At 68.0% G+C, this 22,490-nt stretch carries 19 protein-coding genes; 9 read left to right on the top strand and 10 right to left on the bottom strand.

What is annotated here, in order from left to right; genetic code table 11:
• Positions 1-86: 86 nt before the first annotated feature.
• Positions 87-1,466 carry an MFS transporter gene (locus G9E11_RS00965; RefSeq protein WP_190602149.1) on the top strand — a complete coding sequence of 460 codons (1,380 nt, stop codon included), beginning with the start codon at positions 87-89 and terminating at the stop codon, positions 1,464-1,466.
• Here G9E11_RS00965 and G9E11_RS00970 read toward each other — a convergent pair.
• Positions 1,454-2,188 (bottom strand): IclR family transcriptional regulator, encoded by a 735-nt coding sequence (locus tag G9E11_RS00970; RefSeq protein WP_190602150.1) that lies wholly within the window; start codon positions 2,186-2,188, stop codon positions 1,454-1,456. The genes G9E11_RS00965 and G9E11_RS00970 overlap by 13 nt on opposite strands.
• Before the next feature lie 249 nt (positions 2,189-2,437).
• On the opposite strand from G9E11_RS00970, the gene G9E11_RS00975 reads away from it, so the two are divergent.
• Entirely contained in the window at positions 2,438-3,769 is a 1,332-nt protein-coding gene (locus G9E11_RS00975; RefSeq protein ID WP_190602152.1) for an MFS transporter, read from the top strand.
• Here the strand turns inward: G9E11_RS00975 and G9E11_RS00980 are convergent.
• From G9E11_RS00980 to G9E11_RS00990, 3 genes are all read right to left on the bottom strand, one after another.
• On the bottom strand, positions 3,766-4,419 hold the full coding sequence (locus G9E11_RS00980) for a phosphoribosyltransferase (RefSeq protein WP_190602154.1): 654 nt from the start codon (positions 4,417-4,419) through the stop codon (positions 3,766-3,768). The two genes, G9E11_RS00975 and G9E11_RS00980, sit on opposite strands and share 4 nt — an antisense overlap.
• Before the next feature lie 125 nt (positions 4,420-4,544).
• On the bottom strand, positions 4,545-5,372 hold the full coding sequence (locus G9E11_RS00985) for an alpha/beta fold hydrolase (protein WP_190602156.1): 828 nt from the start codon (positions 5,370-5,372) through the stop codon (positions 4,545-4,547).
• Positions 5,373-5,493: 121 nt separating this feature from the next.
• Positions 5,494-6,879 carry an amino acid permease gene (locus tag G9E11_RS00990; RefSeq protein WP_190602158.1) on the bottom strand — a complete coding sequence of 462 codons (1,386 nt, stop codon included), beginning with the start codon at positions 6,877-6,879 and terminating at the stop codon, positions 5,494-5,496.
• A 185-nt stretch (positions 6,880-7,064) separates the two neighbouring features.
• Between G9E11_RS00990 and G9E11_RS00995 the strand changes: the two genes are divergently transcribed.
• The 5 genes from G9E11_RS00995 to G9E11_RS01015 are packed head-to-tail and all read left to right on the top strand — an operon-like array spanning position 7,065 to position 12,967.
• Positions 7,065-7,775, top strand: a complete 711-nt coding sequence (locus tag G9E11_RS00995) for an NUDIX hydrolase (protein ID WP_190602160.1) — start codon at positions 7,065-7,067, stop codon at positions 7,773-7,775.
• The gene (gene nadA / locus G9E11_RS01000; RefSeq protein WP_190602162.1) at positions 7,772-9,082 is read left to right on the top strand and encodes a quinolinate synthase NadA; all 1,311 of its coding nucleotides are present in this window, start codon (positions 7,772-7,774) and stop codon (positions 9,080-9,082) included. The genes G9E11_RS00995 and nadA overlap by 4 nt, the downstream gene beginning before the upstream one ends.
• A 10-nt stretch (positions 9,083-9,092) precedes the next feature.
• Entirely contained in the window at positions 9,093-10,928 is a 1,836-nt protein-coding gene (nadB, locus tag G9E11_RS01005; protein WP_190602163.1) for an L-aspartate oxidase, read from the top strand.
• Positions 10,921-11,793 carry a carboxylating nicotinate-nucleotide diphosphorylase gene (gene nadC, locus G9E11_RS01010; RefSeq protein WP_190602165.1) on the top strand — a complete coding sequence of 291 codons (873 nt, stop codon included), beginning with the start codon at positions 10,921-10,923 and terminating at the stop codon, positions 11,791-11,793. The genes nadB and nadC overlap by 8 nt, the downstream gene beginning before the upstream one ends.
• 7 nt (positions 11,794-11,800) lie before the next feature.
• The gene (locus G9E11_RS01015) at positions 11,801-12,967 is read left to right on the top strand and encodes a cysteine desulfurase family protein (RefSeq protein WP_190602167.1); all 1,167 of its coding nucleotides are present in this window, start codon (positions 11,801-11,803) and stop codon (positions 12,965-12,967) included.
• Here the strand turns inward: G9E11_RS01015 and G9E11_RS01020 are convergent.
• A complete protein-coding gene (locus G9E11_RS01020; RefSeq protein ID WP_190602169.1) occupies positions 12,960-13,844 on the bottom strand; it encodes a fumarylacetoacetate hydrolase family protein in 885 nt (294 codons plus the stop codon). The genes G9E11_RS01015 and G9E11_RS01020 overlap by 8 nt on opposite strands.
• A gap of 46 nt (positions 13,845-13,890) precedes the next feature.
• Positions 13,891-14,553, bottom strand: coding sequence for a DUF1684 domain-containing protein (locus G9E11_RS01025; protein WP_190602170.1), 663 nt, complete (start codon positions 14,551-14,553; stop codon positions 13,891-13,893).
• A gap of 84 nt (positions 14,554-14,637) precedes the next feature.
• On the opposite strand from G9E11_RS01025, the gene G9E11_RS01030 reads away from it, so the two are divergent.
• Together G9E11_RS01030 and G9E11_RS01035 are read left to right on the top strand one after the other, a co-directional pair.
• The gene (locus G9E11_RS01030; protein WP_190602172.1) at positions 14,638-15,426 is read left to right on the top strand and encodes a hypothetical protein; all 789 of its coding nucleotides are present in this window, start codon (positions 14,638-14,640) and stop codon (positions 15,424-15,426) included.
• 73 nt (positions 15,427-15,499) lie between these two features.
• The gene (locus tag G9E11_RS01035; RefSeq protein ID WP_190602174.1) at positions 15,500-16,306 is read left to right on the top strand and encodes a transglutaminase-like domain-containing protein; all 807 of its coding nucleotides are present in this window, start codon (positions 15,500-15,502) and stop codon (positions 16,304-16,306) included.
• Positions 16,307-16,394: 88 nt separating this feature from the next.
• Here the strand turns inward: G9E11_RS01035 and G9E11_RS01040 are convergent, their stop codons facing one another.
• From G9E11_RS01040 to G9E11_RS01055, 4 genes are all read right to left on the bottom strand, one after another.
• Entirely contained in the window at positions 16,395-16,862 is a 468-nt protein-coding gene (locus tag G9E11_RS01040) for a MarR family winged helix-turn-helix transcriptional regulator (RefSeq protein ID WP_190602176.1), read from the bottom strand.
• The gene (locus G9E11_RS01045) at positions 16,859-17,971 is read right to left on the bottom strand and encodes an LLM class flavin-dependent oxidoreductase (protein ID WP_190602178.1); all 1,113 of its coding nucleotides are present in this window, start codon (positions 17,969-17,971) and stop codon (positions 16,859-16,861) included. Before G9E11_RS01045 ends, G9E11_RS01040 begins: the two co-directional genes overlap by 4 nt.
• Positions 17,972-18,139: 168 nt before the next feature.
• Positions 18,140-19,093, bottom strand: coding sequence for a PDDEXK family nuclease (locus tag G9E11_RS01050; protein ID WP_190602180.1), 954 nt, complete (start codon positions 19,091-19,093; stop codon positions 18,140-18,142).
• Between the two features lie 158 nt (positions 19,094-19,251).
• Positions 19,252-22,467 carry an efflux RND transporter permease subunit gene (locus tag G9E11_RS01055; protein WP_190602183.1) on the bottom strand — a complete coding sequence of 1,072 codons (3,216 nt, stop codon included), beginning with the start codon at positions 22,465-22,467 and terminating at the stop codon, positions 19,252-19,254.
• Positions 22,468-22,490 lie beyond the last annotated feature (23 nt).

The raw sequence follows: 22,490 nt of genomic DNA on the forward strand, positions 1-22,490 counted from the left end.
CTTGCCTGTCCAGTACCATGGGACTGTTACCGGGTTCGGCGCATCGGGAGGAGGGACGATGCGCACGACTGAGCGAGCCCGCATACATGAGCACTTCAACGGCGCCCCAACCACCCGCCGACTCCCGTCCCATCGCCCCGTCCGCCGACGCCAAGGCGCCCGCCCCGCAGTTCGGCGGCCGTTTTGCGCGCCTGCCGGCTCTGGCGGGCGGGGGATTCCTGCCCGTTGGCCTGTTTGCCCGCCTGCCCCTCGCGATGCTGACCCTGGGGACCCTCACCCTTGCCACGTCGGTCACCGGCTCCTATGCCGTAGGCGGGGCCGCTGCCGGCGCCGTCGGCATCGGCTCGGCCGTCGGTGCGCCGATCCTCGGCTGGCTGGCCGACCGGCTCGGCCAGCGCCCGGTACTGCTGATCTCGGCCGTCCTGAACGTCGTGGCCGTACTTGGCGTCATTGCCACCGCGTATCTGATCCCCGGCGTGCACGACGTCGGCGCCGCGTGGGGCGTCATCGGGGCTGCTTTGGCGGCGGGTTTCAGCTGCCCGCAGGTCGGCCCGCTGGCCCGTGTCCGGTGGATGGCGCTCACAGCCGAAAGCCGGCGCGCCGGGGACAGCACCGATCTGGACGTCGCGCTGTCCTATGAGAGCACGGCCGACGAACTGACGTTCGTGCTGGGTCCCGCCCTCGTGGGCGTCCTGGCTAGCCTGGTCGCCCCATGGCTGCCGCTGGCCCTGGCCGCCGCGCTCACCCTCACGCTCGTCCCGGCCTTCGCCTTGCACCGTACCCACGCCGCTGTTCCGCGGCGGGCTGCCGCCGGAACCCGCGCCAGCCGCCGGGCAGTTACGGGAAATGCCGCCGGAGAAAGTGCCGAAACCCGGGCCGCCAGCCGCTTTGCCGGCCTGGCCCGCGTGGCACTTCCGGTCCTGGCCATGGTCTGCATGGGCACGTTTTTCGGCTCCACTCAGGCAGCCTTGAGCGCGTTTGCCGCCGGTTTCGCATCGTCAGAGGTGGCCGGACTCCTATATGCCGTCATGGGGATCAGCTCGGCCGCGGCCGCGATCTCGGTGGCCTACTGGCCGGCCGGCTTCCCCCTGACTGCCCGCTGGGTGACCGGGGCGGCAGCCATGGCAGGGATGTCTGCCCTGCTGTTCCTTCCAACCGACGGCTGGGGCATGGTGCTGGTACTGCTTGCACTGGGCCTGCCCGTGGGCCCGGTCATGGTCACGGTGTTTGCCATCGGCGGGCTCGTGGCGCCGGCGGGCCGGCTGGCCACCGTGATGACGGCGCTCGCCAGCGGCATCGTCGCGGGCACCGCCCTGGGTTCGTCCATCGGCGGCCAGTTGGCACAGGAAGGGGGCCACCACGCCGCCTTCCTCGTCTCGGCAGCCGCCGCGGCGGCCCTGTTCGCCCTCGGAGCGGCGGCCGCCGCCGTCGTCCGTTCCCGGAAGCGGTCAGCTCAGGCGAGCTGACCTTCGATCCGGGCCGCGCTGGCGGTCAGGGCAGCGGCCACCTCGGCCGGATCCTCCGATGAGCGGATGTAGACGACGGCGACAGCCGCCGGGCGTCCGCCGGGCACACGGACCGGCGCAGCAAGCGAGGAAACCCCCGCGATGACCTCGTCGTGGCTAGCCGCGTACCCGCGCTTGCGCGCCTCGCCGGCTTCGGGGCGGTACGGCACGGCGGGAGCCAGCTGGCTCCACTCGTGCTCCGTCAGGGCGGACTGGATGGCGATGCCGGGCGCGCCGGAGCTGATTGGATGGCGGGACCCCGGATGCTGCACCACTGTGGCGGCCGAATGCCGTGGTTCCACCGTCACGAGTGTCACGCATTCCTGGTGGTCCCACACCGCCACGAAGGCCGTCATGTTGAGTGTGTTGGCCAGCTGGGTCAGCTCCGGCAGGGCAGCGGTCTGGAGGTTCCGCGAAACGCCGCGCGCCAGAACCGCGAGGCCGGGGCCGGGCTGGACCCGCCCGGCGTCGTCGCGTACCAACAGGGAGTGGTCCTCAAGGGTCCGCAAAATCCGGTAGGCCACGGAACGGTGGACGCCCATGGCCTCCGCCAGCTCGGCGATCGTCAGCGGGCGGTCTGCTTCGGCAAGGATTTCCAATGCGCGGATGCCCCGGGAGAGGGTCTGCGATGGCGAGGTCTGGGCGGGCGCAACCTGCGCTGCGGCACCGGCGTTGGGAGTCATGGTGTCCATCCTAGGCAGGTAAAGCGAGCGGCTGGCCAAAGGGCTTACGTGGCCCGCGGCCGCGCGCCGTTCTCTATGAGATCTCAGTGTTCAAATATGGAACAGTCTAGCTGTTTCCGCGCGGTCCCGGCTGAGGGGTGCGCCAGATCACACTTCGTAGTATCCTCACACTAACTGACCGTTCGATCAGTAAATCGGACAGCTTCACATCAACTTCGGCAGTAGCACTGCCCCGGCCACGGAGTTTCAATGACCGCAACTTCACCCGTAGATTCAGAGGTGGGCCCCAGCAGCAAGCGTGAGGAACGCAAAGTCCTCGCCGGCACGCTGGTGGGCACCACCATCGAATGGTACGACTTCTTCATTTTCGCCCAGCTGACGGCAACCCTGCTGTCCCCGCTGTTCCTCGCCCCGCTTAACCAATCCAACCCGGGCCTGGCGCAGATCCTTTCCTTCGCCCTGATTGGCATCAGCTTCCTGTTCCGCCCGCTCGGCGCCATCGTTGCCGGACACCTGGGAGACCGCCTCGGCCGCAAGGCAATGCTGGTGTTCACCCTCATCATGATGGGTGCCGCAACGGCCCTGATCGGCATGCTGCCGACGTACGCCCAAATCGGCGCCTGGGCGCCAATCCTGCTGATCCTCCTCCGTGTGCTCCAGGGCTTCTCCGCCGGCGGCGAATGGGGCGGGGCCGCCCTCATGGCAGTGGAGCACGCACCGCTGCACAAGAGGGGGCTGTTCGGCGCCTACCCGCAGATCGGTGTTCCCGTCGGCATGATTCTGGCCACGGGGCTGCTGTTCTTCCTGAACTCTGGAATGTCGAAGGAAGACTTCGCCTCCTGGGGCTGGCGCGTTCCCTTCCTGCTCTCCATCGTGCTGATCGTCGTGGGCTACATCATCCGCCGGGCAGTCGGCGAAAGCCCGGTCTTCAAGGAAATGACCGCGCGCAAGGCCGAAAGCAAAGCGCCCCTCGGCGAGCTCATCCGCCACCACAAGAAGGCGGTACTGCACTCCACCCTGATCTTCATCGGCAACAACGCGGCAGGCTACCTCCTGATTGCCTTCTTCATCGCCTACGCCACCAGGACGCTGAAGATGCCCACGCCGCAGATTCTGCTGGCCACCACGCTGGCATCCTTCGGCTGGCTGATCTTCACCCTGGTGGGCGGCTGGCTCTCGGACCGGATCGGCCGGGTCAAGACCTTCCTGACCGGCTACGCGATCGTCTTCGTTTGGATGATCCCGATGTTCGCCCTCATCGACACGAAGGACATCGTGCTCTACGGCGTGGCGCTGTTTGTCCTCACGGTGGGTCTTGGCCTGTCCTATGGCCCGATGTCGGCCATGTACGCGGAGATGTTCCCCGCCCACGTGCGGTACTCGGGGATCTCGATCGGCTACGCGTTCGGCGCGATCCTGGGCGGCGCGTTCGCCGCCACCATCGCCGAGACGCTCCTGCAGAGCACCAAGTGGACCGGCTCCATCGGCATCTACATCATGGTGCTGTGCGTTATCTCAGCCATCGGCGTGATCCTGGCGAAGGAAACGAGGGGCCGGCCCCTCGGCGTCAGCCGGGACTAGATGCGGGCGCCATGCAGCAGGGCAATGGCGTCCTCGTCCGTCAGTTGCTCAAAGTGCCGGTAAAAGGCCCCCACTGCCCGGAACCTTCCGGGAAGGTGGAGACACAGGACATTGCAGACCCGGGACAATGACTTCTCCGCCTCGATCGAACCGACGGGCGCGGCGGCCACTACCGCTGCCGCGCCGGCCATCCGCACGGCCTCGACGGCCGCCCGCATGGTGGCCCCGGTCGCCAGGCCGTCGTCCACGAGAAGGGCCGTCTTGCCGTGCACATCGGGGTGCACGGCCGGATAGCTGTCGGCACGGCGCATCAGTTCGGCCCGCTCCCGGTGCTCCACCTGGTCGAGCCACTCCTGCCGCACGCCGTCGTCCAGAATGCGCTCGACGAGGGGCCTGTTGAGGAGGCGGACGATCCTTCCGGCTGAGTATGCGAGCGCTCCGTAGGCAGTTTCGTCATGGCCCGGGATGCCCAGCTTGCGGACCAGCAGGGCACCGAACGGCAGGTGCAGGACCTCGGCCGCGGCGGCGGCCACCGGAATGCCGCCCCGGGCCAGGCCCAGCACCAGGGTGTCCGGGCGCTCGCGGAATTGTGGAAGGGCGGCCGCAAGCTGCCGTCCTGCGTCTTCCCGGTCCTCAAAAACCATGGCCATGGGTTCCTCTTCCGGTGTCTCCGCCCCCAATGTCCAGCCTACGCCCGTCGGCTCCGGCGGGAGCAGGGGTATCCGACGGCGTTCCGGCGGGGGATCGGGGACGGAAGCCCGGGCCGATCCGCCGACTAGTTGCCGAGGAACGCGATGGCCGCCTGCTTGAAGGCGCGGCTGGTGATGGCGCTGGTGTGGGTGCGGCCGGGCAGCACCAGTTGCTCGGCGGTGGAACCGGCCTTCAGCGCCAGTTCGGCAAGCTGTGGCATGGACGTGGCGCGTTCATCGTTTTCGCCGGCCACCAGCAGCACGGGCATGTGCGGCACGGCCTCGGCCGGGTCGTACGGTTCACCCTTGATCGCCTCCACCAGGGACAGCAGCGCGAAGATGTTGTTGCTCGGCAGCGCCTGCGCCATGCTGAGGAGCCCGGCTGTGGACGCGTCCGCTATGGGTGTGCCGTCGGCCAGGTAGCGCTGCGCCGCGACGAGGTCGAAGGCCGCCAGCGGGTCCGCCATGTTCGGGCCGCCCAGGACCAGCCGGTGCACCAACTCTGGCTGGGTGGCACCGAACTCCCAGCCAAGCCGGGAACCGAGGGAATAGCCGATCACGTCCAGCCCGCTGGCGGGGTCACCGTCGCGCAAAGGCCGGGCTCCGGCGTCGAACGCGATCTGCAGCAGGTCCGCCCTGATCCTGCTGGGGGAGTAGGAGTCCATGTCTTCCGGCGCGCCGCTCCGGCCGTGTCCGGGGAGGTCGACGGCGATGACGCGGCGGCCAGCCTCCAGCAGCGCCGGGATCCAGCCGGTGTCTTCCCAGTTCAGCCTGCTGGACGCGGAGAAGCCGTGGATGAGGAGGATGGGGCGGAGTCCGGCGTCGTTCTTGGGGTCGTGCACCGCGACGTATAGCTGCGGGTCGGTGCCCTCGACCGTGTGGGAGTGCTGTTCGCCGGTGTGTCTGCCGCTCATCGCCTCAGTCCTCGTCAAGTCTCAGTCCTCATCATGTACAGGGCTCGCCTGGACTGCTTCGTCGCCGGTCCGCCGTGGATGGGCACCACTCTACCTGCCGGCGGACCGCGGAAATCCACCGCTACGTGCGTGACCGGGCGCGCCGGGATGCCGCGATCCGCGCACCTGCCCAGCAGGCGGCGGCGATGCCGGCAATCAGCAACAGCGTGCTGATCAACTGGATGCGGCTGCTCTCGGCGCTGAAGCCCACGGCAAACACCAGTCCCAGCAGAACCAGGCCGAATACAGTGAGCCCGGGGAATCCCCTCATCCGCAGCGGCAGGGGAGTCCCGTCGCGGTCTGCCCGCCGGCGCAGGATGAGCTGGGAAACCAGTGCCGAACCCCAGACCACGAGGCACGTGGATCCGACTAGCTGGAACAGGGCCGGCAGGATGCGCTCGGGGAACAGCAGTTCCAGCACCGTGGCGATGAAGCCGAACGCGACCGAGACGCCGACGGCGGCCATCGGCACGCCCACACCGCTGAGCCGGGACAGGAAGCCGGGAGCCTCGCCGCGCTCTGCCAGCGAGAACACCATGCGGGACGCCCCGTACAGGTTGGCGTTCAGGGCGGACAACAGGGCGACGACGGCAACCAGGGTGATGGCGGTGGCGGCACCCGGGATGCGGGCGGCGTCCAGAACGCCCGCGAACGGCGAGGACAGGGCCTCCGAGGTGGCGGGAAGGACGGCTGCGATCACGAAGACGGAGCCGATGTAGAAGACGAGGATCCGCCACACGACCGTCCGGATGGCCTTGGTCACGCTGTGCTCGGGGTCTTCGGTCTCGGCCGCTGCGACGCTGACGATCTCCGTGCCGCCGAACGCGAAGATCACCACGAACAGTGCGGTCGCAATGCCGGCCAGGCCCGAGGGTGCGAAGTCTCCGGTGATGTTGGCCAGTCCCGGGGATGCCGCGTCCGGCAGCAGGCCCAGCAGCAACGCTGCGCCAATGGCGAGGAACAGGACGATGGCGGTTACCTTGAGGATGGCAAACCAAAACTCGAACTCGCCGAAATTCTTCACGCCGGCCAGGTTGATGCCGGTGAACACCACCATGAACACCAGGGAGAGCGCCCACACCGGAACCACCGGCCAGACCGAAAACAGCAGTCCCGCGGCGCCGAGCGCCTCGGCGGCGATGACCACCACCAGCTGCAGCCACCAGAGCCAGCCCACTGTTGCCCCGGCGGTCTTGCCCATGGCGCGTTCGGCGTAAACGGAGAAGGCGCCGCTGGTGGGGTTGGCTGCCGCCATTTCGCCCAGCGCCCACATGACCAGGATGATGAGTGTGCCGGCCACGAGGTAGGAAACCAGGACTGCCGGGCCGGCCGCCTGGACACCGGCGCCGGACCCCAGGAACAGCCCGGCGCCGATGGCGCTGCCCAGGCCCATCATGGTGAGTTGCCGGGGCTTCATGCTGTGGCGGAGCTGTACTGCGGGTCGCTCTGCGGTGGACTTCGTCGTCATGCTGCGTACCTTCTTGGGGTTGGGGAACTGGTCCTTTTGGGACCTTTCGAATTTACACCCAACTTCCGGCGAAACATTTTGCATCCCGGGCAACCGGCCGTAGAATCAGTTTTAGTCAACTTGACTATAACTAACCGAGGCGGGCAACAAGCGGCCGGCCGATCGCAGCGAAGCGGGTGATTACCGTGTACACCACCTCTGCCAACGTGGCCGAGCGGCAGTTCGCGCCGCCGTCGCTCGCCATTTCCACGGTGATTTTCGCGCTCCGCCCCAGCGAGTCTTCCGGCCGGCCCACGCTCTGGCTGCCGCTGGTCCGCCGGATCCGGGAGCCGTTCAAAGGGCTCTGGGCCCTGCCCGGCGGTCCGCTGACCCACGCTGAATCCCTGCAGGACGCTGCCTCGCGGAACCTGAGGGAAACAACCGGGCTGGCACCCAGCTACCTCGAGCAGCTCTACGCCTTTGGCGGCGTGCACCGCTCGCCCACGCAGCGCGTGGTGTCCATCGTCTATTGGGCGCTGGTCCAGCCCACGGAAGCTGCCCTCGCGGACGAATCCGAGAACGTCCGGTGGTTCCGCGCCGACAAGCTCGGCAGCCTGGCCTTCGACCACAACGGGATTGTGGACTACGCCCTTTGGCGCCTGCGGAACAAGCTGGCCTACGGCTCCATCGCCTACCACTTCCTGGGGGAATACTTCACCCTCGCCCAGGTCCGCGAGGTCTACGAAGCCGTGCTGGACACGCAACTGGACCCCGCCAACTTCCGCCGGCAGATCAAGTCGACGCCGGAAATCGAAGAAACCGGTGAATACCTCCAGGGCGGCAAGCACCGCCCGCCGCGTCTTTACCGATTTACCGGCCGCCCCGGCCTCGACCCAGATAACAGGAGCACCCCATGAGCAGCGTCAACACTGCCATCCAGCTGATCACGCGTGAACAGGCCGAGCAGGCCAAGGCTGCCGGCACCGGCGGCACCTGCAGCCCGGCGCTTGCCAAGGGCCCCTGGGAATATGACCTCGCGGAAACGCTTGCCGGCGTTCCCGCCTACGGTCCCGGGGCCTCGAGCGCGGACGTCGCGCCCGCCTCCACGCCGCGCCAGGGACAGCTTCCTGAGGAGTACAAGCTTGCCGGCGAAGCTGAACTCGATGCCCGGATCCGTGCTGCCAAGGCGGCATTGGGCGACCGCGCCGTCATCCTGGGCCACTTCTACCAGCGCGACGAGGTTGTCCAGTACGCCGACTTTGTTGGCGATTCATTCCAGCTGGCCAACGCCGCGCTGACCCGGCCCGACGCCGAAGCGATCGTGTTCTGCGGCGTGCACTTCATGGCCGAAACCGCTGACACCCTCTCCACGCGGGAGCAGGCTGTCATCCTGCCCAACCTCGCTGCCGGTTGCTCGATGGCTGACATGGCCGACGCCGACTCCGTGGAGGACTGCTGGGAACAGTTGGAGGAGATCTTCGGCACCGAGCCGGACGCCGAAGGCCGCGTCCCGGTCATCCCGGTCACCTACATGAATTCCTCCGCGGCGCTGAAGGCGTTCTGCGGCCGGAACGGCGGCATCGTCTGCACGTCCTCCAACGCCAAAACGGTCCTCGAGTGGGCCTTCGAGCGCGGCCAGCGCGTCCTGTTTTTCCCGGACCAGCACCTCGGCCGGAACACGGCTAAGGCGCTGGGTGTCCCGCTCGAGCAGATGCCCATGTGGAACCCGCGCAAGGAACTTGGCGGCAACGACGAGCAGGCCCTGCTGGATTCCCGCGTGATCCTCTGGCACGGGTTCTGCTCGGTGCACAAGCGTTTCAGCGTGGCCCAGATCGAGAAAGCACGCGCCGACTTCCCGGGCGTCAACGTCATTGTGCACCCCGAGTGCCCCATGGAAGTGGTGGACGCAGCCGACTCCGCCGGGTCCACGGACTTCATCCAGAAGGCCATCGCGGCAGCCACCGAGCCCACGGTCTTCGCAATCGGCACCGAGATCAACATGGTGAACCGGCTGGCGGCCCAGTACCCGCAGCACACCATCTTCTGCCTGGACCCGGTCATCTGCCCGTGCAGCACCATGTACCGGATCCACCCTGGCTACCTGGCCTGGGTGCTCGAAGAACTCGTCGCCGGCCGCGTGGTCAACCGCATCACCGTGGACGACGACGTGCAGCAGGACGCCAGGACGGCACTTGAGCGCATGCTCGCCGCCAAGCCCCAATAGGGAGCCCACAATGACCAGCGAAAACGGAACGGCCGGACGCCGGCGGCTCGCCGTCGTCGGCAGCGGCATCGCCGGCCTCTACGCCGCATTGCTCGCGGCGGAGGCAGGCGCCGACGTGGTGCTGCTGACCAAGGGCGCGCTCGCCGACAGCAACACGTACTTCGCCCAGGGCGGCATTTCCGCAGTCCTCGACGAGCCGGCTCCCGGAGACACCGTGGCCGCCCACATGGCCGACACCCTGAAGGCCGGCGGCGGGCACTGCAACCCGGCGGCTGTCCGGGTACTGTGCACCGAGGCGCGCCGGGACATCGCCGGGCTCGGCCGCTTCGGCGTCCGCTTTGACCTGGACGACGACGGCGACCCCGCCCTGGGTCTCGAGGCCGCCCACTCCGCGCCGCGGATCCTGCACGCCGGCGGCGACGCCACCGGCGCAGGCATCGCCAACGCCCTGATCTGCGCCGTGCTGGCCGCGCAGGCCACGGGCAGGATCCGGCTGCTAGGCCACGCGAGCGTCACTGCCCTCCTCCAGCAGGGCCGGCGGGTCACCGGCGTTGAGTTCCTGCAGGCCGGCCGGCCGGGCAGCATCCGGGCCGACGCGGTGCTGCTGGCCACCGGCGGGGCGGGGCAGCTGTTCGCACAGACCACCAACCCTGCCGTTGCCACCGCGGACGGCCTGGCCCTCGCCTGGCGCGCCGGTGCTGCCGTCGCCGACCTGGAGTTCTTCCAGTTCCACCCCACCTGCCTGGTGAGGCCTGACGGGGGAACTGTCAGGCCGGTCAGGGGATCGAAGTCCGACGACGGCCAGGATCCGTTGCTGATCTCCGAGGCAGTGCGCGGCGAGGGGGCCATCCTCGTTGACGCCCACGGCCGCCGCTTCCTGCACGCCTACCACCCCGACGCCGAACTCGCCCCGCGCGACGTCGTTTCCCGCAGTATTGCCCTGCACCTTGCCGCTCTCGGCGACCCCAACGGCCATGTCTACCTGGACGCCCGGGTCATCGAGGACGCCAAGGGAGCAGGGTTCCTCAAGCGCCGCTTCCCGACCATCACACGGCGCACCCGCGAAGCGGGCATCGACTGGACCCGGGAACTCGTCCCCGTCGCGCCGGCCGCGCACTACTGGATGGGCGGCGTCACCACCGACCTGCACGGCCGCACCACCGTCCCCGGGCTCTTCGCGGCCGGCGAAGTTGCCTGCACCGGCGTCCAGGGCGCTAACCGGCTGGCTAGTAATTCGCTGCTGGAGGGGCTGGTGTTCGGGCGGCGGGCTGTTGAAGCGTTCCTTGGTGATTCCTTGGTGACGTCGCGGGCCAGTGCTACTCCGCGTGCTGTCTCGGCCGCTAGCGGCCTCCCCTTGACGCACGCTTCCGTAGCACTGTCCCGGGACTTCGCGGGGAACGGTCAAACCCCTGACCCCTACCCCGAGATGATGGGAAGTGGTCCTGAACTCCGGTCGTCGCAGGGGCTCGACCGGCTGCCCCGAACTGAATCTGTCGATGAGGCGTCCACTGTCTCTGACGGCTTTTCTCGGGGGGCTTTGCGGCGGTTGATGACTGCCAATGCCGGGGTGCTGCGCAGTGGGGAGCTGCTGCGGGAGGCGGGGGCCGCGCTTGGGGCATGGGCCGCCGTCGTGCGTCCTGAAACGGTGCCGCAGTCAGCGGACCCGCGGACCCACGAAAACGCCAACCTGCTGCTTGCCGCGCAGCTGCTGGTCCACGCGGCGAGGGAGCGGCAGGTGTCACTCGGCGCGCATTACCGGGATGACAGCCAGCCGGCAGGTCTTCCAATCCGCGACCTAGACGAAGAATTCAGAATGAGCCCGAAAGCGAGCCTTGTCCATGACTAGCCTGACCCTCCCTGCAGCCCCCGTCCGCGAGATCCTGGAGCGGGCCTTCGCGGAGGATGCGCCCAGCGGCGACATCACCTCGCAGCTGCTGATCCCGGCCGAGGCCAGCGCCACCGCGGTGCTCAACGCCCGCGCCCCGGGCGTCTTCAGCGGCGGCAGCGTGTTCCGTGACGCCATGCTGATGGTGGACCCCGACACACAGGTGGAGCTGCTCGTGGCCGACGGCGAGGCGTTCACCGCCGGAACAAAGCTCGCACGGGTGACCGGCCGGGCGCGCAGCGTGCTGCTGGCCGAGCGGGTCGGCCTAAACCTGGCACAGCGGATGAGTGCCATCGCCACCAAGACGGCCGAATTTGTGGCACTGGCCGCCGGCACCAAGGCCCGTATCACGGACACCCGCAAGACCACCCCCGGCCTGCGGGTCCTGGAACGGTACGCCGTCCGCTGCGGCGGCGGCGCCAACCACCGGTACAGCCTTTCCGACGCCGTGCTGGCCAAGGACAACCACCTGGCCGTCATGACCGGTGGAGACCCGGCACGGCTGACCGCCCTCCTCGCGGACGCGAAGGCCCAGCTGGGACACACCACGCATTTCGAGGTGGAGGTGGACAGCGCCGAACAGATCGAACCCGTCCTGGCCGCCGGGGTGGACACCATCATGCTGGACAACTTCAGCCTGGAGGAACTCCGTGCCGGTGTCCGACAGGTCGCCGGGAGGGCCGTCGTGGAGGCCAGCGGCAACGTCAACCTTCGCACCGTGGCGGACATCGCCGCCGCAGGCGTGGACGTCATCTCCGTCGGGGCCCTGACGCACAGCGTCACGGCCCTGGACCTCGGCCTGGACGTCGAACTGACAGTGGGGTGAGCACACCATGATCTTCCTGGACGCAGCAGCCACAACACCCGTCCGCCGGGAGGTGCTGGAGGCCATGTGGCCCTACCTCACCGGCGAATTCGGCAACCCGTCAAGCCACCACTCGCTCGGCGACTCCGCCGCGCGGGCACTCGCGGATGCCCGGAAGACCGTGGCCGCGGTGCTGGGCTGCAGGCCCGGGGAGATCACCTTCACCTCCGGCGGCACGGAGGCGGACAACCTCGCCGTCAAGGGGATTGCCCTGGCTCGGCAGGCCGCGGACCCGGCGCTGAACCGGGTGGTGATCAGCGCCGTCGAGCACCCTGCCGTGGAGGAATCCGCACGGTACCTGGAACGCTTGCACGGCTTCACCTTGGACGTCGTGCCCGTCGACGGGAACGGAACCGTGACCCCGGAGGCACTCGCCGCGGTGCTGCGGGACGAAACCGCGCTGGTCAGCATCATGTACGCCAACAACGAGGTGGGGACTGTCCAGCCGGTGGCTGAACTGGCGGACCTGGCGCGGGGGCGGGGGATCCCCTTCCACACCGACGCCGTGCAGGCCGCCGGCTGGCTGCCGCTTGATGTGCGGGCGCTCGGTGTGGACGCGCTGAGCATCTCCGGGCACAAGCTCGGGGCGCCCAAGGGCAACGGGGTCCTGTTCGTTCGCGGCCGGACCCGGATTGAGCCCCTGGTGCATGGCGGCGGGCAGGAACGCGGCCGGCGCTCCGGGACCGAAAACGTTGCGGGCGCCGTGGCCCTGGCCACCGCCCTCACCCTGGCCCACGCCGACCAGTCCGCGCTCGCGGCCCGCGTCACGCGCCTGCGCGACCGTTTTATTGCCGCCGTGCTGGGCAGCATTCCGGGTGCGCTGCTGACCGGCCATCCGTCCGAGCGGCTGCCCTCCGTGGCGTCGTTCTGCTTCCCCGGCACCAGCGGAGAATCCGTGCTCCTGGAACTCGAGCGACAGGGCGTGGTGTGCTCCAGCGGCTCGGCGTGCGCGGCCGGCTCGGATGCGCCGTCGCCGGTGCTGGTGGCACTCGGCATCGAAACGGAGGTGGCACAGACCGCCGTGCGGTTCAGCTTTGATTCCTCGGTGACCGCCGCCAACCTGGAGGCAGCAGCCGCGGCGGTGGCAGCCGCCGTCGGAAGCATCCGGAACCTGGGCGGCGTGCCGGTCAGCTAGCAGCTGTGACGGGGTTGGAAAGCTCTCCGATCCCGCCCACCCGGCAGGTGACGGTGTCGCCCGGCTGGATGCCGGCGCTCGCCGCCGGGAACCCGGTGAGCACCAGGTCGCCGGGGTGCAGGGTCATGAACGACGTCAGGTAGACCAGGATCTCATCCACCTTCCAGCCCAAGTCCGCGGTGCTGGCCGTGGGCAGCTCGGTGCCGTTATGGACGACGCCGACAGGCAGGTCCGCATCGTCCAGCCCGGTGACGATCCAGGGGCCGGCCGGCGTGAAGGTGTCCTGGCTCTTGGCGCTCAGCCAGAGCTCATCGGACTTTTGCAGCTTGCGTGCGGTGACGTCGTTGCCGATGCTGTAGCCCAGGACCGCCGTCCGTGCGTTGCCGAGGGTCAGGTTTTTTGCTGTCCGGCCGACGACGACGGCCAGTTCCGCCTCCGGCTCCACCAGTCCGATTCCGGCCGGCAGCTCAATCGCGTCGCCCGGGCCGATCACGCTGGTGGCTGCCTTGTGGAAGGCCTGTGCGGGAAGGTCCCGGCCGGCCGGCCCGGTGTTGTGGGCCATCCCGAGGACGTTGGCCGGCACGCTTGGCGCCAGGAACGTGAAGCTGTCCTCGGAGACCTCAGCGCCGGGTTCCCATCCCTTGCGGCGGGCGCTGCCGGCATTGGCGCGCGAGCCGGGGAAGGGGGACTCCACCACGGTCCACGTCCGTCCCGGAGTGCCCGCGAAGTCCGCGGCGTCGTTGGCCACGAAGAAATGTTCGGGCAGCGGTGCTTGGTCCGTGTCTGTGTCTGTGTCTGTGTTTGGGGACGGGGTCGGCGACGGGGCAGGGGCGAGGGGGCGGACGCGGGCGATCCGCCGCGGGGGAGCTGGGGTCATTCAGCCATCGTATGTGCGGGGCGGAGCGGCCCCGAACTGCGTGACGTCAGTACAGCTCGCCGACGGGGATCTCCACGGCCAGCCGGTTGGCGGGGCCGGCGAGGGGGCAGGCCCAGGCCTCGTTGTAGGCGCACGAGGGGTTGTAGGCGAAGTTGAAGTCCAGAACGTACTGGGCGTCGGGCCCGGAGCCGCGGACGCCGTGGAACGCGCCCTTGATGGTATCCAGGAGATAGCGGCCGGCGCCGTAGCTTCCGCCGGGCTTTCCGGCGGTGGCGTCGCGGAACGGGACGAAGATCCCGCCGCCGTAGCCCATCAGCTTCCACACGGCCAACTGTCCCATCTCTGGAAGGTCGAACGTTCCCAGCCGGACAAACCTCACCAACCCGTCCGTCCCTGTTTCGACGGTCATTTCCCGCCCGGCGCCCTCCTTGGTCAGGGGTACGTAGAAGCGGTAGATGGGATCGTAGTCTGCCGTCTTGAGTCCGTAAAAGGACGCCTTGGCCTCGGCCGTCAGGGCCGACGCGGCATGAGTCCCGAACATGCGGTCGCGCTCCTGGCGCCAGTAGGCGTGCGCTTCCTCAGGGCTGTCTGCGGCGATCTTGCGCACTGTGTCGTAGAGGGCGAAGGTCCGCAGCCGCCAGTCGGCAATGTCAAGGGCGGACATGTTCGCCAGCGTCTGCTCTGCTTCGTCCAGCTCATGTTCGTCCATGACCTCAGCCTAGTTGCTAATTCATCGCCGAAACGCTGCCCGGCAACCCCCTGACGGGCCCGGCGTCCCGGCTAGGCTGGAGCGATGACAGGGATCACCGCCTCTGGACGTACCGGGCTCACCGCCGTCGTGCTGTTGACGGCGGGACTGATGGCCGGCTGCAGCAGCGACGGCAAGGGTGCGCCCGCCTGGACGGCGGAGCCGGGCACGAGCCCGGCGAGCGGGGCGGCCTCGGGGCCCGCGAGTCCCTCCGCCACTGCATCCGGCGGCGCCTCTGCGACGGCCGGTGCCACGGCAGCGGCATGGAAGGTCTTCACCGACCCTGCCAAGACCGTGAGCTTCGAGCTTCCGCAGGACTGGATTGCCCAGTCCGTGGGACCGGACAAGGGGACCCTTCCCGGCGCAGTGAAGATCGAGGTCAAGGACGCGGAAGGCACCTATCTGGCCACCCTGCAGACCGGGCTGCCGGAGGCAGCGGCAGCCACGTGTGCCGCCTCCGCCCGCAAATCCTACGTCGTCGTCAGCAGTGTCCCTGTCGAGCTGCCGCACAGCGGCGGGCAGGGGACCATCGACCCGCACGTGGTGTTCAGGGTGATGCAGGGCTACCGCTACTTCGGCTCCTACGGCATCACCAACTTGGTGGGCGGCGCCGATTCCAAAGCCTGCCAGCTGCAGAACGTGGTCCAGGGCCTGGCTGGCAAGGGGAACTACTCGTTCAGCGACGTGCGCTCCCTGAAGGCGTTTGCGCCGGATGAAAAGGTGGCCCCTGCCAAGGCCTTCGACACGCTTGACCAGGCCGCCGGCTACGTCAACGGGGGCTCCGAATTCGCCAATGTCCAGCGGATGCTAATGTCTCTGAAGATCAAAAACTAGTCCTGCTGCGCCTCCGGCACATCCCCCGTCCGCAGCCGCGACTGGCTGACGCCGCCTCACACCCCGGAGACCCATGGAACGAACTGTTGCTGCCCGCCTGGTATTCAAGACCGTGGCCGACACAAAGGTGGCGATGGCCATCTCCGTGGCGAGGAACGCCGGCTACACGTCCTTCGAGGAAAACCTCAGCGTAACGGCGGCCCGGGAACAGGTTCCGCTGACTGAGCTATCGGACCACCACGGCGGCAGGTTCCACTACATGGAGTTCGCCGAGCCAACGGAGGTCACGGTGGATTATTCGGCGACCGTTGCAGGCCGTGCCGAGCCCGAGGAGCCCTCCCTGATGGAGCTGATCCGCTACGTCCGGCCCAGCCGTTACGCGGAGTCCGACCGGCTGCTCCCCACGTCGTATGCGGAGTTCGGCGGACTCCAGGGGGAGGAGCTCCTGCACGCCGTCCGCAACTGGGTGTTCAACGAACTGCGCTACGTCAGCGGCTCCTCCCGGGGAACCGACGGAGCTGTGGAGACCCTCCTGAACCGGCGGGGCGTCTGCCGGGACTATGCGCACCTGGCCATCTCGCTGCTGCGCGCCAAGAACGTGCCTGCCCGGCTGGTGGCCGTGTATGCGCCGGGCCTTTCCCCGATGGACTTCCATGCCGTGGCTGAGGCCCATGTCAGCGGGGGGTGGCACGTGATTGACCCCACCGGCCTCGCGCCCAGGGGGGCCATGCTGCGCATCACGGCCGGGCGCGACTCCTCGGACACGGCGTTCCTGTCCACCGTGGGTGGAAGCCTGTCCCTCCGGGAGATCCGCGTCATGGCCACGGTGAACGGAGACCTGCCGGCGGAGGATCCGGACAAGCTGGCAGTCATCGGCTGACCGGAACTGCCCGCTTAACTGGCGTCCCGCCGTCGGCCGTCCGACGGCGGGACGGCCACCTGCCGTCCCGCTAACGGGACGGCAGCTGCTAACGGGACGGCAGCGAAGCGCGCAGCTTCTCCGTAAGGCGGAGCAGCTCCCGTTGCTCCGCCGCCGTCAGCGCCGGGGCAACGAGCTCGGCGATGTCCCGCACGTGCTCCCGGCCGATCTCCTTCTGCAGCGCCGCGCCCTCCTCAGTCAGCTTCAGCAGCACGCCCCGGCCGTCGTTCGGGGCCGGCTGGCGCTCCACCAAGCCGCGTTTCTCCAGCCGGTCCACCAGCCTGCTCAGGCTGGACTGGCTCAGGAGCACGTTGTCGTTCAGTTCGTTCAGGCGCAGCCAGCCGGACGGGCATCGCGACAGTGTGAACAGTACGTCGTACTCGTTCACCGCCAGGTCCCGAAAGGCAGGGCCGGACTGCAGCCGCCGCATCACCGCCACCTGCGCGCGGAACAGCGACTCCCAGGTTTCCGCCGCCAGCCGGACGGCGGACGTCCCCGACGCTGTCCGGGGTGTCATCGCGACTCTGTCGGGGAGGCAGCGGTTTCTTCGGCTGCGATCCGCGCGGCAACGCGTCCGGCGTGCGTGGGCGGAGCCGGGATGTGCGCCGGCGTGCGGTCTGCGTACTCCTTGCGCAGGACCGGCAGGACTTCCTCGCCGAACAGGTCCAGCTGCTCCAGGACGGTTTTTAGCGGCAGGCCTGCGTGGTCGATCAGGAACAGCTGACGCTGGTAGTCACCGAAGAACTCGCGGAACGTGAGGGTCTTCTCGATGACCTCCTGCGGGCTGCCAACGGTCAGCGGGGTCTGGGACGTGAAGTCCTCCAGCGACGGGCCGTGGCCGTAGACGGGGGCGTTGTCGAAGTACGGCCGGAACTCCTTCACAGCGTCCTGGGAGTTCCTCCTCATGAAGAACTGCCCGCCCAGCCCCACGATGGCCTGGTCAGCCTTGCCGTGGCCGTAGTGCTCGTAGCGTTCGCGGTAAAGGTTGATCAGCTGCTGGTAATGCTCCTTGGGCCAGAAGATGTTGTTCGCGAAGAAACCGTCGCCGTAGTAGGCCGCCACTTCCGCGATCTGCGGGCTGCGGATGGAGCCGTGCCACACAAAGGGGGACACGCCGTCGAGCGGGCGCGGGGTGGAGGTGAAGTTCTGCAGCGGCGTGCGGAACTTGCCGGACCAGTTGACGGTGTCCTCGTCCCACAGCTTGCGCAGCAGGCTGTAGTTCTCGATGGCGAGCTCGATCCCGTCCTGGATGTTCTTGCCGAACCAGGGGTAGACCGGGGCCGTGTTGCCGCGGCCCAATACCAGGTCCACGCGGCCGTCGGCGAGGTGCTGCAGCATGGCGAAGTCCTCGGCGATCTTGACCGGGTCGTTCGTGGTGATCAGCGTGGTGGCCGTGGACAGCGTGATCCGCTCGGTCTGCGCGGCGATGTACGCGAGTGTAGTGGTGGGGGACGACGAGAAGAACGGCCGGTTGTGGTGCTCACCGATGGCGTAGACGTCCATGCCGATTTCTTCGACCTTCTTGGCGATCGCCACCGACGCCTTGATGCGCTCGTGCTCGGTGGGGGTCCGGCCCGTGGTGGGGTCCTGGGTGATGTCGCTGACGCTGAATACGCCGATCTGCATGATGAGCCTTCCGTTCGCCGAAGTTGTTCGGGCCTGTACTAAACAGTGTACCCGATTTACATGCATTTGCATGTACTGCACTCAACGTCTTCGGCGACAGGTTATTCCCGCCCGTCCCAACTGAGTAGCACTTCAGTGCGTTCCCAGCGCTGGGAACGCCCTGAAGTGCTACTCAGACGGGGACCAGCCACGCGCCAGAAGCGCCAGGCGGACCTTGCGGACGGCCGCCCGTGCGTCGTTCTCCATGTGGTTCTTGCCGATCCGCACCAGGATCCAGTCCGCGGCGGCGAAATCCTCGTCGCGGCTTATATCCTTCAGCACCTGCGCCGGATCCGAATGCCCCTCGCCGTCGTATTCCACGGCCACACGGAACTCCGGGTAGGCAAGATCCGGTTGGCGCACGACGCCTCCGACCAGCGTTACCGGGACGTTGACGACAGCATCCGGAAGCCGGCGGCGGTCCAGGGCAAGCCGGAGCCGTGTTTCGGGAGCAGAATCCGCGCCGACGCGGGCCTGTTCCAGAGCCAGGCGGGCCTTACGGATTCCGGGCGTTCCCTTGTGCCGGTCCAGCATGTCGGCGAGTTCGTCCCGGGTGGCATGGGGTGAGGATCTCCCCTCGAATTCGGGGCGGGGCCGGCGCAGGAGATGGTCAGCCACCACCGTCAGCTCGTCGATACTCATCCGCCGGGCGATGTCCAGCCACGTCCGGGCCCTGCTGGTCACGAACACCCCGCCGAGTTCCACGATTTCGTCCGGAAAGAACTGCCCGCGGTGCCCCACCACGCCCTGGCGCCGGGCGATGGTAACGGCATCCGGACGGGAAATGTGGATGCCCGGCTGGTCAGCGCCCGGGAGAAAGCCGGGGAACTCCCACAGCAGGAATGCCGTGGCGTGTGACGCCGCCGAAAGACGGGTCACCAGCGTGTGAGGCCTGGCCAACTGTGCAAGCCGCACCAGGCACTCCGGGCTAATGCCGGCACCTGAAGGCACCCGGATGCCCCGGCTCGGAGTCACGAGGCCGCCGGTCTTCAACCGGTCCCGGGCAACCCCGGCTTTGAGCGCCTCATCCACGGTGAAGGGAACGTCCGACAGCTGGTCCGGCAACGGTCTCGGGTATTTCATGGCCCCATCGTTCCGCAAACCGGAGGCCGGAATTGGGTTATCCACAGTCTCCGCGGCAGTCGCCCCATGTAAGTAGCAGCAGATGGCGTTCCCAGCGCTGGGAACGCCCTGAGCTGCTACTTAGTTGGGTGGGGAGGAGGAGTGGTGATGCGGCGGGGTTATTCGGCGGAGCCGGGGGCGGCGCGCCGTCCGCTGAGCTTGGGCACCATGCCGGTGGTCCAGTCCGCGAACTCTGCGTCGACGTCGTCATCGGCGGGGGAGAAGCCGGGCCGCTGCTTGAGCTGGCGCAAGAGCTCCTTTTTCTCCTTCCGCCCCTCCACCAGCCGATACAGCACGGGGACGAGCACCAGCGTGAGCGCGGTGGAGGACACCAGACCGCCGATCACCACGATGGCCAGCGGCTGCGAAATGAACCCGCCGCCGCCCGTCATGCCCAGGGCCATGGGGGTCAGCGCGAAGACAGTGGCCAGTGCGGTCATGAGGATGGGCCGGAGCCGCTGCCGGGCGCCGTGGGTGATGGCATCGGCAACACTCATCCCCGGATTGCCGCCATGCGGCTTCCGGTACTGGTTGATCAGGTCGATCAGCACAATGGCGTTGGTCACCACGATGCCCACGAGCATCAGCATGCCGATCAGCGACGGCAGCCCCAGCGGCACCTGCGTGACGAGGAGCAGGGCAACTGCTCCAGTGGCGGCGAACGGCACCGACACGAGGAGGATCAGCGGCTGCACCAGCGACTTGAATGTCGCCACCATGATCACGTAGACGATGGCGATGGCGGCCAGCAGTGCGAGGCCGAGCTGGCGGAATGATTCTGCCTGCTGGGTGGTGGCGCCGCCGATCGCCGCGGTCACGCCGGCGGGGAGGTCCACGGCTTTGAGGCGCTGCTGCACTTCCGCGCTGACGGCTCCCAGGTTGGATCCCGACGGCGTGACGGACACCTGCGCGGTCCGCTGGCGGTTGCTGGAGGTGATGGAGACAGGGACGTCAACCTGTTCGACGGCGGCAATCCGACTGAGCGGGACCGCGCCGGTGGCGGTGGGGAGCGGGATGTCGCGGACGGCGGCGATGCTGGTGAAGCGTTTTCCTTCGCCGATCTGGACGGGGAAGTCGTCCGTGTCGATGCGCACGGTGCCTGCGGCGACGGGGCTGATGGTGGCGGCGAGGACGCCGGCCACCTGCTCTTCGGTCAGGCCGGCGGCAACGGCCTTGGCCCGGTCTACCTTCACCTGCACCACGGGCTGGCTGGCAGCCAGGTTGGTGGTCACCTCACTGCTTCCGGGAACTCCGGCCATGGCCTTGACCATGGCGTCGCTGGCCTTCCTCAGGTCTTCGGAGGTGGCTGCCTTCAGGGTGATGTCCACGGTGGAGGACGTTCCGAAGCCTCCCTGCTGGGAACCGACGGAGATCTTGCCGGCAGCACCTGCCGCTGCCAGTTCGCTGCGGACGGTGTCCTGCAGCTTGCCCTGGTTTGCTTTTTCTTCGGTGACCACGGTGAAAGTGGAGTTGGAGGCGCCCGAGGACGTCAGCGCGGTGAAGCCCGCCTGCGCATTGCCGGAGGTGACCTGGACGTCCCTGATGCCGTCGATGCCGAGGAGCACGTCCTCGACCTTCCGGGCCGCGGCGCTGGTGTCGTCGAGGCTCGTGCCGGCGGGCAGTTCCTGCTTGACCGTCATGCTGTTCTCGCCGGAGCGTCCCAGCAGGTCGGTGGCGAGCAGCGGCGTCATTGCAGCGGTCCCGCCGAGGACCAGGACCGCGGCGATGAGGGTGAGTACGGGGTGCTTCTGGGTCTTGTTCAGGACGGGAAGGTAGCCGCGCTGCAGGACGCTGCGCTGCTCGGCCTCGTGTGCCTGCGCCTGGACTTCCCGGGTGGAGCGCGGGGCCTCGCCGGCTCCGTTGGCGGGGCTCTTCAGGAACCAGTACGCGAGCACGGGAACGATGGTCAGGGACACCAGGAGCGAGGAGAGCAGCGCAATGGTGACCGTCAGGGCGAACGGCCGGAACAGTTCCCCGGTGAGTTCGCCGACGAAGGCGATCGGGAGGAAGACGGCCACTGTCGTCAGCGTGGAGGCGGTGATGGCGCCGGCAACCTCGCGGATGGAGGTGATGATCGCTGTGAGCTTGGCTTCGCCGTAGCTCAGGTGCCGCTTGATGTTCTCGATCACCACGATCGAGTCATCCACCACCCGGCCGATGGCGATGGTCAGCGCCCCAAGCGTGAGGATGTTCAGCGAATACCCCGTTCCGGACAGGCCGATGAAGGTGATCAGCAGAGAGAGCGGAATGGAGACGGCGGTGACCAGGGTGGAGCGGACGGACATGAGGAAGAGGAGAATGACGGCCACCGCGAAACCGAGGCCCAGGAGGCCCTCCGTGGTGAGGTCCTTGATGGACTTCTCGATGAAGGGTGCCTGGTCGAAGACGGGGGTGAACCTGGCGTTCGAGCCAAGCTCCGCCTCGAGCTGTGGCAGCAGATCCTTCACCGCGTGCGAGATCGCCACGGTGTCGCCCTCGGGTTTCTTCGTCACCGAAATGGCCAGCGTTTCGAGGCCGTTCGTCCGGGTGATGGATGTGCGCGCGTCATCCTTGATGCTGACGTCAGCGACGGAACCGATGGTGGTGCCGGCGTTGGCCCCGCTGAGCGGCAGGGACTTCACCGCGGCCACCGAGTCGACCGGGCTGCCGATCTGCAGGGAGAGGCTTTGGCCCTTTTCCTCGATAGTGCCCGCCGGAACAAGATCGCCGTTGTTGGTCAGGGCATTGCGGAGCGACTGGATGCTGGCACCGCCGGCGGCCATGCTGGCCGCGTTCGGCTGGATCAGGATGTGCCGGTTAGCGCCGCCTGTCACGTCGGCGCCGCGGACGCCGTCGAGCTTCTGCAGCCTCGGTACCGACAGCCGCTGAAGGTCCGTGTTCAGCTCGCTTAGCGGCTTGTCGGAGGACACGGCAAGGAAGACGATCGGGAAGTCGCTGATGCTGCCGGCGATGGCCTGGGGCTGGACGTCGTCAGGGAGCGTACGCTTCGCGTTGGAAATCGCCCGGTCGATCTGGTTCCGGGCCCGGTCCAGGTTGGAACCGTAGGTGAACACCAGGCTGATCTGCGAGACGCCGTTGCGGGAGGTGGACGACGTCGACTCCAGGCCTTCGACGCCGTTCAGCGCCGTCTCCAGCGGCCGGCTGACCTGCTTGTCCACCACCTCGGGCGACGCCCCGGGCATCGACGTGATCACCGTGATCCGCGGGAACTCAACCGAGGGAATGAGTTCCTGCTTCAGCGAGGACATGGTGATCACGCCGAACGCCGAGGCGAAGATGGTGATCAGCGCGATGAGCGCGCGGTTCCCGAGGGATAGTTGGGCCAGCCGGAACATCGCATGATCTCCTGGGTCGACGG

Source organism: Arthrobacter ipis (genome assembly GCF_014694315.1).
Classification (GTDB): domain Bacteria; phylum Actinomycetota; class Actinomycetes; order Actinomycetales; family Micrococcaceae; genus Arthrobacter; species Arthrobacter ipis.

What these genes read in the sequence shown, in the direction of transcription:
- nadA (WP_190602162.1), top strand. Translation starts at nt 7,772, where the DNA reads ATGAGCAGCGTCAACACTGCCATCCAGCTGATCACGCGTGAACAGGCC.
- G9E11_RS00975 (WP_190602152.1), top strand. Translation starts at nt 2,438, where the DNA reads ATGACCGCAACTTCACCCGTAGATTCAGAGGTGGGCCCCAGCAGCAAG.
- nadB (WP_190602163.1), top strand. Translation starts at nt 9,093, where the DNA reads ATGACCAGCGAAAACGGAACGGCCGGACGCCGGCGGCTCGCCGTCGTC.
- G9E11_RS00985 (WP_190602156.1), bottom strand. Translation starts at nt 5,372, where the DNA reads ATGAGCGGCAGACACACCGGCGAACAGCACTCCCACACGGTCGAGGGC.
- G9E11_RS01045 (WP_190602178.1), bottom strand. Translation starts at nt 17,971, where the DNA reads ATGCAGATCGGCGTATTCAGCGTCAGCGACATCACCCAGGACCCCACC.
- G9E11_RS01030 (WP_190602172.1), top strand. Translation starts at nt 14,638, where the DNA reads ATGACAGGGATCACCGCCTCTGGACGTACCGGGCTCACCGCCGTCGTG.
- G9E11_RS01055 (WP_190602183.1), bottom strand. Translation starts at nt 22,467, where the DNA reads ATGTTCCGGCTGGCCCAACTATCCCTCGGGAACCGCGCGCTCATCGCG.
- G9E11_RS01015 (WP_190602167.1), top strand. Translation starts at nt 11,801, where the DNA reads ATGATCTTCCTGGACGCAGCAGCCACAACACCCGTCCGCCGGGAGGTG.
- G9E11_RS00970 (WP_190602150.1), bottom strand. Translation starts at nt 2,188, where the DNA reads ATGACTCCCAACGCCGGTGCCGCAGCGCAGGTTGCGCCCGCCCAGACC.
- G9E11_RS01025 (WP_190602170.1), bottom strand. Translation starts at nt 14,553, where the DNA reads ATGGACGAACATGAGCTGGACGAAGCAGAGCAGACGCTGGCGAACATG.
- G9E11_RS00965 (WP_190602149.1), top strand. Translation starts at nt 87, where the DNA reads ATGAGCACTTCAACGGCGCCCCAACCACCCGCCGACTCCCGTCCCATC.
- G9E11_RS00990 (WP_190602158.1), bottom strand. Translation starts at nt 6,879, where the DNA reads ATGACGACGAAGTCCACCGCAGAGCGACCCGCAGTACAGCTCCGCCAC.
- G9E11_RS01035 (WP_190602174.1), top strand. Translation starts at nt 15,500, where the DNA reads ATGGAACGAACTGTTGCTGCCCGCCTGGTATTCAAGACCGTGGCCGAC.
- G9E11_RS01040 (WP_190602176.1), bottom strand. Translation starts at nt 16,862, where the DNA reads ATGACACCCCGGACAGCGTCGGGGACGTCCGCCGTCCGGCTGGCGGCG.
- nadC (WP_190602165.1), top strand. Translation starts at nt 10,921, where the DNA reads ATGACTAGCCTGACCCTCCCTGCAGCCCCCGTCCGCGAGATCCTGGAG.
- G9E11_RS01020 (WP_190602169.1), bottom strand. Translation starts at nt 13,844, where the DNA reads ATGACCCCAGCTCCCCCGCGGCGGATCGCCCGCGTCCGCCCCCTCGCC.
- G9E11_RS00980 (WP_190602154.1), bottom strand. Translation starts at nt 4,419, where the DNA reads ATGGCCATGGTTTTTGAGGACCGGGAAGACGCAGGACGGCAGCTTGCG.
- G9E11_RS01050 (WP_190602180.1), bottom strand. Translation starts at nt 19,093, where the DNA reads ATGAAATACCCGAGACCGTTGCCGGACCAGCTGTCGGACGTTCCCTTC.